Annotated in this window: 19 protein-coding genes; all 19 read left to right on the top strand. The window is 45.1% G+C overall.

Annotation, left to right across the window (positions count from 1 at the left end; genetic code table 11):
• The 19 genes from FHQ30_RS07250 to FHQ30_RS07165 all read left to right on the top strand — a co-directional run bounded on the left by FHQ30_RS07250 (position 1) and on the right by FHQ30_RS07165 (position 14,337).
• Positions 1-1,206, top strand: coding sequence for a phage major capsid protein (locus tag FHQ30_RS07250; RefSeq protein WP_139611659.1), 1,206 nt, complete (start codon positions 1-3; stop codon positions 1,204-1,206).
• A gap of 45 nt (positions 1,207-1,251) precedes the next feature.
• A complete protein-coding gene (locus FHQ30_RS07245) occupies positions 1,252-1,572 on the top strand; it encodes a head-tail connector protein (RefSeq protein WP_139611658.1) in 321 nt (106 codons plus the stop codon).
• Between the two features lies 1 nt (position 1,573).
• On the top strand, positions 1,574-1,909 hold the full coding sequence (locus FHQ30_RS07240) for a phage head closure protein (RefSeq protein ID WP_139611657.1): 336 nt from the start codon (positions 1,574-1,576) through the stop codon (positions 1,907-1,909).
• Entirely contained in the window at positions 1,890-2,372 is a 483-nt protein-coding gene (locus tag FHQ30_RS07235) for an HK97-gp10 family putative phage morphogenesis protein (RefSeq protein ID WP_139611656.1), read from the top strand. Before FHQ30_RS07240 ends, FHQ30_RS07235 begins: the two co-directional genes overlap by 20 nt.
• The gene (locus tag FHQ30_RS07230; protein WP_139611655.1) at positions 2,369-2,713 is read left to right on the top strand and encodes a DUF3168 domain-containing protein; all 345 of its coding nucleotides are present in this window, start codon (positions 2,369-2,371) and stop codon (positions 2,711-2,713) included. Before FHQ30_RS07235 ends, FHQ30_RS07230 begins: the two co-directional genes overlap by 4 nt.
• Positions 2,714-2,717: 4 nt before the next feature.
• Positions 2,718-3,380 carry a hypothetical protein gene (locus tag FHQ30_RS07225; RefSeq protein ID WP_139611654.1) on the top strand — a complete coding sequence of 221 codons (663 nt, stop codon included), beginning with the start codon at positions 2,718-2,720 and terminating at the stop codon, positions 3,378-3,380.
• 61 nt (positions 3,381-3,441) lie between these two features.
• Positions 3,442-3,864: a hypothetical protein gene (locus FHQ30_RS07220; protein WP_139611653.1), complete on the top strand. Its 423-nt coding sequence runs from the start codon at positions 3,442-3,444 to the stop codon at positions 3,862-3,864.
• A gap of 44 nt (positions 3,865-3,908) precedes the next feature.
• Positions 3,909-4,139, top strand: a complete 231-nt coding sequence (locus tag FHQ30_RS07215; RefSeq protein WP_139611652.1) for a phage tail assembly protein T — start codon at positions 3,909-3,911, stop codon at positions 4,137-4,139.
• 253 nt (positions 4,140-4,392) lie between these two features.
• Positions 4,393-4,518 (top strand): hypothetical protein, encoded by a 126-nt coding sequence (locus tag FHQ30_RS13430; RefSeq protein WP_267963837.1) that lies wholly within the window; start codon positions 4,393-4,395, stop codon positions 4,516-4,518.
• A 61-nt stretch (positions 4,519-4,579) separates the two neighbouring features.
• Entirely contained in the window at positions 4,580-5,110 is a 531-nt protein-coding gene (locus FHQ30_RS07210; protein WP_139611651.1) for a hypothetical protein, read from the top strand.
• Between the two features lie 237 nt (positions 5,111-5,347).
• Complete coding sequence (locus FHQ30_RS07205) at positions 5,348-6,109, top strand: factor H binding protein domain-containing protein (RefSeq protein ID WP_139611650.1); 762 nt, start codon at positions 5,348-5,350, stop codon at positions 6,107-6,109.
• Positions 6,110-6,414: 305 nt separating this feature from the next.
• Entirely contained in the window at positions 6,415-6,855 is a 441-nt protein-coding gene (locus FHQ30_RS07200; RefSeq protein WP_139611649.1) for a type II toxin-antitoxin system PemK/MazF family toxin, read from the top strand.
• Positions 6,856-7,241: 386 nt separating this feature from the next.
• Positions 7,242-8,186 carry a phage antirepressor N-terminal domain-containing protein gene (locus FHQ30_RS07195; protein WP_139611648.1) on the top strand — a complete coding sequence of 315 codons (945 nt, stop codon included), beginning with the start codon at positions 7,242-7,244 and terminating at the stop codon, positions 8,184-8,186.
• Positions 8,187-8,320: 134 nt separating this feature from the next.
• Entirely contained in the window at positions 8,321-8,533 is a 213-nt protein-coding gene (locus tag FHQ30_RS07190) for a hypothetical protein (protein ID WP_139611647.1), read from the top strand.
• A gap of 57 nt (positions 8,534-8,590) precedes the next feature.
• On the top strand, positions 8,591-11,797 hold the full coding sequence (locus tag FHQ30_RS07185) for a phage tail tape measure protein (RefSeq protein WP_139611646.1): 3,207 nt from the start codon (positions 8,591-8,593) through the stop codon (positions 11,795-11,797).
• Complete coding sequence (locus tag FHQ30_RS07180; protein WP_139611645.1) at positions 11,797-12,123, top strand: phage tail protein; 327 nt, start codon at positions 11,797-11,799, stop codon at positions 12,121-12,123. The genes FHQ30_RS07185 and FHQ30_RS07180 overlap by 1 nt, the downstream gene beginning before the upstream one ends.
• An 8-nt stretch (positions 12,124-12,131) precedes the next feature.
• Positions 12,132-12,854 carry a phage minor tail protein L gene (locus FHQ30_RS07175; protein ID WP_139611644.1) on the top strand — a complete coding sequence of 241 codons (723 nt, stop codon included), beginning with the start codon at positions 12,132-12,134 and terminating at the stop codon, positions 12,852-12,854.
• Between the two features lie 8 nt (positions 12,855-12,862).
• Positions 12,863-13,603 carry a C40 family peptidase gene (locus FHQ30_RS07170; RefSeq protein ID WP_139611643.1) on the top strand — a complete coding sequence of 247 codons (741 nt, stop codon included), beginning with the start codon at positions 12,863-12,865 and terminating at the stop codon, positions 13,601-13,603.
• Positions 13,543-14,337 (top strand): tail assembly protein, encoded by a 795-nt coding sequence (locus tag FHQ30_RS07165; RefSeq protein WP_139611642.1) that lies wholly within the window; start codon positions 13,543-13,545, stop codon positions 14,335-14,337. Before FHQ30_RS07170 ends, FHQ30_RS07165 begins: the two co-directional genes overlap by 61 nt.
• Positions 14,338-14,339: the final 2 nt, after the last annotated feature.

Genomic DNA, 14,339 nt, shown 5'->3' with positions numbered 1-14,339 from the left:
ATGTCAGAACAAAATTTAGAACAGCTTGCCACCGAGCTGAAAAAAGCCACCGACGGCGTAAAAGCCATGGGCGAAGAGTTAGAAGGTCGTCTCGGTAAAGGTGAAAAAAGCCTTGATTCCTTGAAAGAACAAGTCGATGAAGCCTTATTAGCCATGGGCGATGTCAAAAGCCGCTTAGATGAAGCCGAACAAAAATTGGCACGGCGTGGCGCAAGCGATACTCAATCCGGCAAATCATTAGGGCAACAACTGGTTGAATCGGAACAATTCAAAGCCTTTGCGCAAGATCCACGCTCAGGGCGCTCCGCTCGCTTGGATATAAAAGCGACGATCACTAGTGCCACCGCCGATGCCGCAGGTTCAGCCGGTGCGTTAGTGCCAGAACAACGCTTACCGGGCATTATTGCGCCGCCGGATATGCGCTTAACCATTCGCGACCTCTTGGCGAAAGGGACAACCAGTAGCAACTCAATCACCTACATCAAAGAAACCGGCTTTACCAACAGCGCCGGCTATCAGAAAAAAGAGGGCGACAAAAAGGCGCAATCGGATCTGAAATTCGGTGAAGAAACCGTCGGCGTGAAAACCATTGCCCATTTTATGAAAGCCTCACGCCAAATCTTAGACGATGCCGATATGCTGCAAAGTTATATCAGCGGACGGCTATTCTTTGGCTTAAAACTGTTCGAAGAAAAACAATTGCTGAACGGCACAGGCAGCAATGGCGAGCTAAACGGAATTTTAACGCAAGCGACAACCTTTGCTGATCCGGCAAAATTGACCGAATACACCATTATCGATCAGCTTCGCCTTGCATTATTGCAAGCAATCATTGCGGAATATCCACCAAACGGCTTTATTTTGAATCCGATTGATTGGGCGAAAATTGAATTGCAAAAAGATGGGCAAGGTCGCCATATCATCGGCAATCCACAAAGTTTGGCGCAACCGACACTGTGGGGGCTTTCTGTTGTACAAACCCAAGCAATGACCGCAGGACAATTCCTCACCGGTGCATTCAACTTAGGCGCACAGATTTTTGATCGTCAAGCGTCCTCAATTGCGGTATCTACCGAAAACGAAGACGACTTCATCAAAAACTTAGTCACCATCTTGTGTGAAGAGCGTTTGGCCCTAGCCGTTTACCGTCCGGAAGCCTTTATCAAAGGCAGCTTGACAGCGAAAGCGGCTACCGTAGGCGGTTAATCCCGTTGCCCTCTTCGGAGGGCAGTTTTTTGAGGTATAGGCAAGATGTTAATCACTCTGGAACAAATTAAATTACATTGTCGCATTGATAACGATGAAGAAGACATCTTGTTAATCGGCTATGCCAATGCGGCACAGGATTATCTGGAAGCGCAACTCAACCGCAAGTTATACCAAACTGAAGTGCCTGAAAACGACTCGGACGGAATGGTGGTCAACCACGCCTTACGCCACGCCATGTTAATGCTGGTGGCACATTGGTACGAACACCGTGAAAGTGCGGTCATCGGTAATGGAACGGTCAGCAAAGAGATTGAGGACGGAGCTTGGCGACTACTTCAACCGTACCGAATCATGGGGGTGTAATGTGCAAATCGGCAAACTTCGCCATCGAATCACTCTACAGCAGCAAATCACCCAGCTAAACAGCTACGGCGGCACCATTACGGATTGGCAAGATGTCGCAACAGCTTGGGCAGAAGTCAAACCACTATCAGGGCGCGAATACTTTGCAGCAGAACAAGTGCAGTCGGAAATTACCACCCAAATTTGGTTGCGTTATCGACCAGACATTCAGCCGACCATGCGGGTGAAATGGGGTGATCGCACTTTTGAGGTGATTTCCGTAATCAACCATAACGAGCGGAATACCGCACTGCAACTGATGTGCAAGGAGCGAATCAATGGGCAGCGTCACGGTTAAAGTCAGCGGCCTTAAAGAATTGCAAAAAGCAATGGGGGAACTTGGTAGAAAAGCCAGTAATCGCATCGCCGTTAAAGCCATGCGAAAAGGCGGTGCTATTGTGCGCGACAAAGCGCGTGCCAATGCACCAGTCTTAACAGAAAATGTACCGCACAGAAAAGCAGGTACAGTAAAAAAAGCCATTTCTAGCCGCACCAAAATCGGCAGAAACGGCAAAACCAACACCTATGTTTGGGTAAAAGGGCTTTCTACCAAGCAAATCCTCAAATTCAAGGGCAAAACCGGAAAAAGCGGTGCTTTCAATCCGAAAGATCCGTTTTACTGGCGTTTTTTGGAATTCGGCACATCAAAAATGCCGGCGAAACCGTTTATGCGCCCAGCATTTGAGCAAAGCAAACAACAGGCGGCAAAAGCCATTATTGACACCTTACGCACCGAGATTCTCAAGGAAGGCAATAAATGATCCAAAACAAACTCTACTCCGCTCTGTCGCCTTTGGTGTCGGGGCGTTGTTTTTATGAGGTCGTGCCGGAAACCAATACCGAGTATCCGGCTATCGTGTATCAGTTTCCGCTGATTTCGCCCAATTCCGCACTGGAAGACGGTGATTTAGACGATTTTCAGGTACAAATTGATATTTATAGCCGCAATTCTGATGATATTTTCAACCTGAGAAAGCCAGTCTTTGAAGCGTTGGAAGAAAAATTTGAATTTGCGGAACGCATTAACGATCACAGCGATTACGAGCCGGACACCAAATTGCACCGGCGATTGATTTTATACACCATAGCATATGAGGGCTAAACTTATGGCAACACAAACTACTCCTTTTCAGGGGACAAAATTTTACTTGGGTATCGGCTTAGAAACAGAAAAAGCGATCACGGCTTGCTCTGTTACGCCCAGCGCAACCATCACCGTCGCCAATCACGGCTTGAAAAAGGGCGATTGTATCAAAATCACCGGTCTTGGTTCACTTGACGGTTATTATCCGGTAAAAACCGTTGACGGCGGTACCCCCGGCTTAATTACTCTCGCCGATGAAGTGGATTGGACGGAGCAAGACAAGCCTACTGATTTCACCGCTGCTAAAGTGACAAAAGTGAAGTGGTCCAGCAATTTCTGTGCGATCAAAAACATTGAAGTGGACGGCGACACCCTCACCGAAGAAGATGTGACCACGATGTGCAGTGACGGAACAGAAACCGAGCCTGGCGATATCGAATTTGGTTCGGTAAAACTAACCTTCTTCTACGCCCCTGCAACCAAAATGCAATCAGATCTGCGTACCAAATTTTATGCGAAAGAGACTTTTCCCTATTTAATGGTGCTACGCAAAGAACAAGGCTCCATCTACGGCACCGGCTTCATTCAAACGGGTGCTAACGCCTCCGGTGAAGTCAAAGGCAAATTCGAATCCGGTATCACGATTAAAAAATCAAAACGTGATTACTTGCTGCCGGTGGCGTAAGTCGAACCGCACTTTATGCCCTGCTTCGGTGGGGCTTATTTTTGACTAAAAGGACATAGTTATGACACAACAAAATGGCAACCGCCAAGATCTATTTACAATCAAACCTAAATTAACCCCTGTTGAAATTCATGGCAAAACGTTTTTTATCCGTGAACTCAATGTCGGAGAAACCAATAAAGCGCTGTACGGACAGCGTGCTGCATTGCTTAAACTTGCCCAAGAACAAGGCATCGAGCTGAACATGGAAGACGAGCTGGTGCTGACAATGCAGCTGCGTAATGTGTACGATCCTTACACCCTCGCACGCAATATCGCCACGCGTTTATGTGACGAAAACGGCAAAAACCTGTTCAATGCCGATAGTCAAGACGACTTAGACCAAATCCTGACCCTGGACGGCTCGGTTCTTGACGCGATCAATAAAGTTTTAGCAACGGAAGAACCGGAAAAAAACTCACCGAACGCCGACGATTCCAACTAACCCTGTCGTTGGCGTTAGGCAAAACGCTACAAGAAATCGAAACCATGCCCGAACCGCACTTGCGTGAGTATCAGCAATTTTACCAAGAACAACCGTTCGGGCTGTGGCGTGAGGATTTCAGAACAGCACAAATCGCCTACTTACTCGCAGCCGTCAATTCAGATCCGAAAAAATCATCACCGAAACTCACCGACTTCATGCCGTTCTTTGCGGACAAAAGTGCGGTAGCGGACAATGAGGACGATGGCAGCGAAGAGTTTTTGGCGAATAGATAATTTCTTTAAAGTAGTTTAAAAGCATTTGAATACCTCGCTATGTGAAAATTGCTCTCACATTGACGGGGTGCTGAACATGTTCATCTCTTTTGAGACGCTTTGCACTGGCATAATCGCAGTGCAATCGGCAGAAAAACAAAGCCCCGATTGTTACCAGCAATCAGGGCTTTTTTATTCCCACTTATCCTAACTAAGAAGGAAATAACTTTGAATGAATGATAAACGATTTACCTTTAAATTTCTAGGAGTTCTTATGGAAGCCATAAATATCACCCCGAAAGAAATTCGTAAAACCATGTGGACGGCTGCAATTATTCTGTTCACCTTTGCGTTATTGTGGAATCTGCCCGAATTAATTACCGCGGTACGTTGGTGGTAGACAAATCAGTAAAATCAAATTAAGTTTGATCTACAGATATAAACTAAGACAGGAGCAAGTTATGACTTTACCTGAAGATTATTTTTTAGATACCGATGATGAAATGCTGTCATACTTAGAAAAACAAGCAGAACAGCACATTCTGGAGTTGCGGGAATCCAATGCACGCAACAAAGAAAACGCAACTAAATTATTTAATCTCCTATTGGCTGGTGCCGGTGGCGCATTTTTACTCCTTGTCAGCGGTAATGTAACGACCTTTTTTATTTTTATATTAATCGCGACGATTATCGGCTGGGGTGGAACGGCAATTTACTTGTCAATTTCATGCTTGATTACCAAAAATCAACCGCACTTATATAATCCACCGGATTTACTTTACACCGGCTATTATAAAAATCTTACCGATAACCGTAGTGCTATGCTTAGCGTGTTACGGCGTTATCGTTTAAATAATTATGTTGAAATAGCCAAAAGACTTCGCACGCTTAATACCGCACTTGCGAAGTCTTTAGATAAGGCAAGGGTTGCCGCCGTTACGGTACCAATTACCCTTGTTCTTTTTCTTGTATTTTCTATTATTTGGGCTTAGGTATTCTATCTTTAAAGTCTGGAATCGGTGGCACGGGGCTATCCTTTTTCCTGTCTTCTTTTTGTGGTGTGCTAAACATAACGCCTCCGGTAGTCTGATTGAATAAGCACCATTCATTCTACCGATCTTATTTCACGCTTGACCACCTTGCAGGGCTATAAGTTTGATCCGGCTCACTTTAATTCTTGGAAAATTGTGATAGAGTTGCTCCAATTTTAAATGAGAACAGGAGCAAGTATGAAAATGTTAAAACTCTCTTTGGTTTCAGTTAGTCTGGGTTTATTAGTCGCTTGTGGTGGCGGTGGAGGTGGTGGTTCATCGTCTAGTGATACAAAACCGATAACGCCTCAAGCAACCAAATCCATCGATTTAGTCCGTGAAGACCTAAAAGATAAAGTCCGTGAATTAAAAACCATTAAGCTAAATGACGGAACCGTATTAGACGTTGCCGCACATCCAATGGGTATTATTGAACAAAATAATGTGATGGGCGGTAAACTTCGAGGCTTAAACGGTGCTTATTTCCTGAGTGGTGTTTGGTTGCCTAATGGATTAAAAACAGATAGAGACCACGGTTTCATTACCGATACTAATGGCTACCAAGTCGATGCGCGCTTTGCAGCGCTAGTGACTAAACCTAATGAAATACCGACAAGTGGCGTTGCAACTTACCAAGGTGAATCACTGGGGGCGGTTACGCGCGGAAAAATGACGATGAATGTTGACTTCGCCAACAAGACGCTTGAAGGTAGAATTTATGATCGTCAATTCGATTCCGGCAAAAAACTAACTGATATTCAACTCGCTAAAGGGAATATCGTTCAAGGCAATGATGGTATGGGATTCCGGGGGAATGCCACTTACGCAGGTCATCAAGGTGAATATGCGGGTAGTTTTGCGGGACCAAATGCCGAAGAATTATCTGGTATTGTCGGCAGCCAAGCGCTAGATGTTGAAGTATATGAAACCTTTGGTGGTGCCAGGGGCGAAATTAAATAAACATTAAGCATACAAACAAACCCCGTTGACACCCAACGGGGTTTTGCTTTATAGTGTTTCCCAAGGTCTCAAAACCTTATAACTAGGCGGTTATCCGCACCCGAAAGCATTGCGGCTTTTTTATGCCTGTAATCTGTGATTTATATTCTTTTCTCTCTCAACCAGAAGAATTTAGATCAGGCTAAAACACAATCAATGTCGAGAGGGCGAGGAATACAAGACCGAAAGGGAATAACTCCAGCCAACCTAGTTAGGCTTTTGAGCCTCTCGACACCCTAATCTCAAACCATACAAAACGGATTTATATGTCAATTCAACAGCATCGCCCAAAAGTCGGAGAAATTTTAGAATGCCATTATGGTGCATTCTCTGAAAATGACGATGTGAATGGACATATTCCACCTGAAATTATTAAAAAGAGAATGGTTGTTGTGCTAAATGGGAAATTGAACGGATTGGCTCTTGTCGTGCCGATTTCTTCAACTAAGAGCCTTGACGGCATTCAGAATGGGTTACATATTGAAGTTGCACCAGATCTGATACGCACGACTGGGTTTTATGATAAGCGAGTTAGATGGGCGAAAGCGGAATTAATTCAAGCCGTTAGTCGAAAACGGTTATTTCATATTTATGATAAAGGCAGCCGCATTACGCAATATTTACCGAGAGATGTTGTTGAAAAAATTCAAAGAGCGGTCATCAAAGCCGTTAATGCAAGTACGTTACTTGACAAGGCGGAGAAATAGGCTATACTGAAACTGTAACGCCATTGAGCGATCATCATCGAAAGATGAGCTTTTAACGCCTTAGAGCGATAATCCCCTGAATAGCAATATTCGGGGGATTTTTATTTACAGCGATAAAAAATTGTATTAGTATCTTATCCAAGGTGTCGAAACCTTAACGGCGGTCTTACCGCGCCCGATAGTATTGCGGCTTTTTTATGCCTGAAATTTATGATCTTTCTCTCCTAACCAAAGAATTTAGATCAGGCTAAAACACAATCAATGTCGAGAGGGCGAGGAATACAAGACCGAAAGGGAATAACTCCAGCCTACCGTTAGGCTTTCGAACCTCTCGACACCCTATTTGATAGGGAAATTTAATTTCGAAAATTAACGGAGGCATTATTATGTCTAATCAAATCTCTACACAAACATTCCCATTCTATGGATCTCAGCTCGTTACATTCAAATTGGAAGAAACGATCTACACGGCGATCAAACCTATTGTTGAAGCAATTGGCTTAGACTGGGGTGGACAACAACAAAAATTTTCTAAATCAGGCGATAAATTCAACTGTAGAGGTATCTCTATAGTTGCCCAAGACGGCAAAATCCGTGAAATGTTGTGTATGCCGATCAAAAAATTAAACGGCTGGCTGTTCAGCATTAACCCGGATAAAGTGCGGTCAGATTTGCGTGAAAAAGTGATCCAATATCAGGAAGAGTGCTTTCAGGCGCTACACGACTACTGGACTACTGGCAAAGCCGAAAGAGCGGTTAAAACAGAAAGACTGTCAAAAGAACATCAGCAGACGATTAAAGAGTTGGTATTGGGCAGAGCAAAAAATTTACCCAAAGAAGCGCAAGCGAAAGTGATCATTAAACAGTGGTCGGCGCTGAAAAATCATTTCGGTAAAACATACAAGGAAATTGACGACGATCAATTTGTGGAAGCGGTGAGCTTGTTGGCACGGTTGCCGCTTGAGGGCGAATTGATAGATACCCTTGCTTTAGAGAATAAAAGTGCGGTTGTCGGAAAATTTTCCGAAGAAGAATTACGCGATCAAGCATGGTTATGGAAAATCAGCTGTATCATGTTAGAGATGATCCGCACAGTAGAAAAGCCGTTATCACAGCTTGGCTCGTCGTATGCCGGTGCATGCTGCGGAATGTTAAGTGAGTACGGCAGATACATTGAACGAGTGCGAGCGCCATTGGCACGGGAAACCGAGCATATTCAGCTTACCAATTTCTCTACATGGGAATGGAATCAAGTGTTGCCGGAATTACGGCGCGGCGAAGTCGGGCAACTGTGGGGGAGTGATAAAGCAGTGACTCGGCAGTTTGCTTAATTATTTGATCAATAGAAAACAGCCATACTTAGAGGGGCTTGATTTTTCATGAAACGAAACTGGGATTTGATTGAAAAACAAGCAAAAATGTGCTATATATGGTTTATATTAAGTTGAAAATGAGAGGATATATTATGCTGTTTATTCTAACGAGTTTGGTTTGGCTTCCACTTATTTTTGTCGGATTATTTTTTCTTGCTAGCCTATCTCTTACACAATGGCTGATTGTCCTTGGTGTTTTCGCTGCACTAATTATTCCTACACATTTATGGGTTTATTTAAAAGTTCCAAAAGGAAAACGGCAAATTGCAATTAATAAATTATGGGGTATTAACCCTATAAAATAATTTTTTAGGCTATTTCATAAACCTCGCTTCGGCGAGGTTTTTTATTTGGGAGAAATTATGTCGGGTACATTAGGAAAACTAAATATTTTACTTGGGTTGAATAGTATTGAATTTACGAAAGGGCTTGGTAAAGCCGAATATCAAGCGCAACAATTCGCCAAAAATACTCGAGCCTCACTTGCAGAAGTACAGAACAGCTTAAAAGTGCTGGAGCGCTCAACAAAGCTGACCAATTTAACTTTGTGGGCAGCCCCGGCGATAGGCGTTGGTAAAAATCTGGTCAGCCATATGGATACCTATACGGAAATTGGTAATCGTATGCGTTTAGTTACGTCAAATTCTGTTGAAAGTGCTAGAGCAATGCAATCTGTTTTTGATGTTGCAATGCGTACTAATCAAGGAGTTGATGCTACCGCACAAGTTTATCAACGCTTTGCACAAAACGCCCAACAGCTTGGCATTAACCAAACACAAGTAGCAAGTTTGACAGAAACCGTATCAAAAGCCGTGGCGATTTCAGGGGCAAGTGCAGCGTCGGCACAAGCGGCTTTAATGCAATTCGGGCAATCTTTGGCTTCTGGCATATTCCGTGGTCAGGAGTTTAATTCCGTTATGGAACAAACGCCAGGCTTGGCACAGGCAATTGCAAAAGGATTAGGCGTCACCACGGGTGAACTTCGCCAGATGGCGAACGACGGCAAGCTGACAATGGACGTGCTGATTCCAGCATTGGAAAAAGCCAAAGCCAGTGTTGATCAGCAATTTGCCACTCGTGTTATTTCTGTAGGGCATGGATTTCAGAACCTAAAAAATGCGTTGATAAAATGGTCTGGAGAAATGGACAGCACTGTTGGTATCACCCGCAATCTTGGTGGCGCACTCAATGGGTTAGCAAATAATCTCGATAGGGTATTAAATGTTGCTCTTTTAACAGGTACAGCCTTTGGCGTATCCAAAATGGCACAACTTACCTTGGCATATTATCAGAATTCCGTAGCAATACAGCATAATAATTTGATTAAACTTGCAGGTGCGCAAGCAGAAGTCAGAAAAACCTCAGCAGAGGTTGTAGGAACACAAACTTCAATTCGCTATCTACAAGCACAGCTAGCATCTGCAACAACAGAGGCTAAGAGAATTGTATTACGCAACCAAATTGCGGCGCAGTCTGCCCGAATGACAACTTTAACCAATGCAGAAGCTGCTGCGGTTACACGGTTAAGTCAGGCACAAAATGCCGCCAATCGATTCGGGAAAGCGATGACATTTCTCGGGGGACCACTAGGCATAGCTGCAACCGCGCTTACGCTTTTAGGAAGTACTGCCTATAGTTGGTATCAAAGCGCGCAAGACGCGAAACGTGCAACGCTCGAATTTGCTGAAGCGCTTGATGTCAGCGAGGGCGCATTAAAAAGTATGACGGCGGCGCAGGTTGAGGCGAATGTGACGTTGCTGTCTGCATCTATTGATGCGCAATCAGCAGCGTTAGAAAATTTAATCAAGCAATATGAGCGCGCTAAACAAGCGGCGAAAGAAAGCAGCATTACCACCTATGATAGTTTTGGTGGTCCGTCTTATACCTACAACAAATCCGACAAAGAGATGGCGGAAGCCCGTAAGGAAGAGGCACGGCTATTGCTTGAAGTGAAAAATGCCCAAGATAAGGTAGCGGCTTCACAACAAAAGCTCTCGACCTTAACCGGTATTCAAGCCGAGAAAATCAAGCAGGAATTGAATTCCGCCTTGAACGATACCGGAATCGCCTTACAGCAGCTTGATCCGGACATGCAGAAATTCGCACTTGCTTTAATTGATGTTAATAGCCATGTTTTGACCTTGAATCCGAATTTAAAAGCCTTAATGGGAACCACGTTAGAATTAGCCGGGGCTGCGGTACAAGCCGCATTGGGTTTGAAGCAGATTGAAGGGGTCAAATATAGCGCCGGTGCACAAGATGAAATTGATCGTTTGCAACGCCAAGCCAAAATCAATGGTGCTAAAACGGACAAAGAGCGGATTCAATATCAAGTTGAGGATTACCGCGCCGGACTACAAAAACGTGCGGAGAAAGACGGTTTAAGTGAATACGATATTAGTGGCATGACCGCAGCATATCAGGAAACGCTTGAGGCAAGAAGTAGTAATAAAAAATCAAGTGGTTCAAAATCCGGCAAAAAAGAAAAATCCCTTGAAGATTGGAAAAAGGATTGGGATAGCTTCCATGATGAAATTCAACGCTCGAATGCGTCGGCGATGAAGACGATTGAGCTGAACGAACTGCGTTTGTCGCAAAAGGTAGATGAATTTCGCAAACAAGGCGTGATCAGCGAGGCGGAAGCGGCGGCGGCACGGTTGCAGATTGAGCAACGCTATCACCAAGAGCGGTTGGAATTGGCAGGGCAATACAATCAAGCGATTGCGGCGCAGCAGCGGCATAAGAAAATCATGGAGGACGTGACCGCACTTGAGAAAGAGGGGCATTTAACCTCGGCGCAAGCCAATGAGGTGAAAGCCGAAGCGAACTGGCAGTTGTGGAAAGATCAGGCGGATAAAAGCGATCCGCTTAACGGCATGAAAGTAGCCATGCACGACTTTGGCAAATCGACAGAAGATGTCATGGGCAACGTGGCCAACATCACCCAAAACGCCCTCGGCGGTATGTCGGACGCGCTGACAGATTTTGTGCTGACAGGTAAAGCGGATTTTCGTGGCTTGGCACAGTCTATTATCAAAGACATCACTGGCATGATTATCAAGATGATGATTTTTAATGCGCTGAAGTCTGCTTTCGGTGGAACAGCATTTGGGGATTTTATGGGATGGGGGCAAACTGCTGCTCGTGGCGGTTTGATTGGTTCAGTACGAGTGCCAACTACCATGTTTGATGGCGGTGGCTACACCGGACATGGCAACCGTTTAACCCCTGCGGGTATCGTTCACAAAGGCGAATATGTGCTGACCAAAGAGGCAACCAGCCGTATCGGTCGGGACTATTTGGACTTTTTGAATTATGCCGGTGGCCGTGGCTTTGCTAACGGTGGTGGCGTTGCCGTGCCGAAAGTGCCGAGCATTCAGCGAAGTGGTAATAGCCCGAAAGTATCGGTGAAGGTGATCAACAATGGAGAACCGGCACAGGCACAAGTCAGCACCAAACAGAAAAACGGAGAATTGGAAATTACCGTCGAGCTAATGCGTTCGATTGCCAAGCAAGAGGCAAATTCACTGATTCAAAACAACTTTAGATCCGGAGGCGTGTTTGCGTAATGGAAACCTTTAAATTTTGTATCCGCCCTAAATTTACCATTGAAAATGAACCTAAGCGTAATATCGTTCAGTTTGGCGACGGTTACGCTCAACGAAGTCGAAAGACGATTAATGCGCTACTCCGTTCCTATCCGGTGGTGGTAAAAGTACGTAATAACGTACGGTTGGAAGTCGATAACTTCTTGGCTCGACATGGCGGTGTCGAGCCTTTTTATTTTAATGATCCTTACACTGGAACAAAAAAGAAAGTGGTGTGCGGAAAATGGTCTGCTGCAATGGGGCAGGTTTATACCGAGTTTAGTTGTGAATTTGAAGAAGTACCATAGGAGAAATCATGTCAAACCCAATCAGTGCCGAATTTAAGTTGGAGCTTGCCAAATTGGAGCAAGACACGCTATTAGAGCTGTTTGAAATCGACTTACGTTCAATTGTCGGCAAGAAGGGCGCACAGGGCGATGTGTTCCGTTTTTACAGCGGATTAAACGAGTTGAAAAAGAACGTCGTGTTTCAGGGGCAGGAATATTTTGCCTACCCGATTCAAGCAACGGGATTTGAATTGTCAGGGCAAGGTCCGAGTAATCGCCCGACACTGACAATTTCCAATCTGTATGGTGTTGTTACCGGTTTAGTCGATGAATTCGGTCAAGGTGTGGGCGCCAAAGTGACCCGTCGCCGGGTGCTACTGAAATACTTAGACGCAGTTAATTTTAGCGGCGGCAATAAACATGCCGATCCGAGTGAAGGCAGAACTGAGCGCTTTATCATTGAGCGTTTGTCACAACTGAATAATGATGTCGCCACCTTTGAATTGGCACTGCCGGCAGAAACAGATAATGCACGCATTCCGGTATTGATGATTATGTCGGATACCTGTATTTGGCAATACCGTTCGCCACAGTGCGGTTATACCGGTGGTGCAGTGGCGGACGAGTTTGATCAGCCAACAACGGATCTAAAAAAAGATCAGTGTTCAAAATGTTTGACCGGCTGCAAATTACGTTGGGGTGAAAGTGCGGTATTGCCTTACGGGGCATTTCCATCAACTACACAGTATTAGAGGGGAAAATGAATTTAGAACAAAAAATAATTGACTATGCCAAACAGCAAGCGCCGCACGAAATGTGCGGCTTTGTTGTTTTTGACGGTGGCAAAATGCGATTTATCGCTTGCGACAATATTGCCTCCGAGCCGGAGCACTATTTTGAAATCGCCACCGACGACTGGCTGAAAGTACAAGCCTATGACGGTGTGATTGCCTTGGTGCATTCACACCCTGACGGGGAACCGGCACTATCCGCAGCAGATCAACAAATGCAGTTGCAATCCGGCTTAGATTGGTGGCTGGTATGTGATAGCAAACTTCACAAGTTCCGCCACATCCAACCGCTCTTGGGCCGCACTTTTGTCAATCAAGCCGCCGACTGCTTAAGCCTGTGTCGAGACGCTTATATGCTGTCTGGTCAGGATTTCCCGCAATTTGATTATACTTTTGATTGGTATGAAAAAGGTGAGCAGAGTTATATCGACGGCTTGGCAAAGTATGGGTTTGAACGGCTGGCAGACAGTCAAGATTTACAGCTTGGTGACATTGTGATGATGCAAGTCGGATCGAGTGTTGCGAATCATGCCGGGTTGTATTTAGGTGATCAGCTGTTGCTGCACCATAGCCCGAATCAGCTCTCAAGACGTGTGATTTACGGCGGTTACTATTTACAGGTTACACATAGCATTTGGAGATACAAGCAATGCTCACAGTTAAACTTTACGGCGATCTTAAACAATTTATCCCTGACGATAAACCGTTAAAACTGGCGGTTGCCACGGGCGCCGAAGCGATTAAGTGCCTGACATCGCAGATTGAGGGCTTACAGCAGCACATTATGCGCGGCGTGTATAAAGTGCGGATCGGTTCTCGTTATTTGTCGGAACAAAATCTGATTCAAGGGCTGCATGAAATATTATCGAAAGGTGCGGTGCTACATATCACCCCAGTACTGAAAGGAGCAAAAAGAGGCGGGGTTTTTCAAACCGTCTTTGGTCTGGTGTTAATTGCTGCTGCTTATTTTGTACCGGCATTTGCGCCTTATGCTATGCAGATGTACGCAGCCGGGGGAGCGATGGTGTTGGGTGGGGTGTCACAAATGCTGACTAAGCCACCCAATATGGATATGAAGTTGGGCAATAGTGATAAGAAAACCGGTTCGGCATTTTCCGGCTTACAAAATCTATCACCACAAAATCGTCCGATTCCGCTGTTATACGGGCGGATGATGGTCAGCATGATTCTGATTTCTCAAGGTGTGGACACCTTTATTCCAGAGCCGACAGAAGCCGAAAAAGAGGCTATGCGCAAGGAAGAGGAAAAGAAAATACAACAAGCAAAATCCGCGGGCAATCGCTATCCGAAACCGTTTGAGTATGGTGAACATAACGAACGAGATAGGGAGCGAGAGGCAGAAAATGAGCGAGCCGATCGGGAACGAGCGGAGGCGGATAAGAAAAATGAGCGGGACGAACGACGTTCCGAGGGTACAGTTTAAGG

This window comes from Testudinibacter sp. 'clade 2', assembly GCF_006227735.1.
GTDB lineage: Bacteria > Pseudomonadota > Gammaproteobacteria > Enterobacterales > Pasteurellaceae > Chelonobacter.
This window is presented reverse-complemented; position numbering and strand designations above follow the sequence as displayed.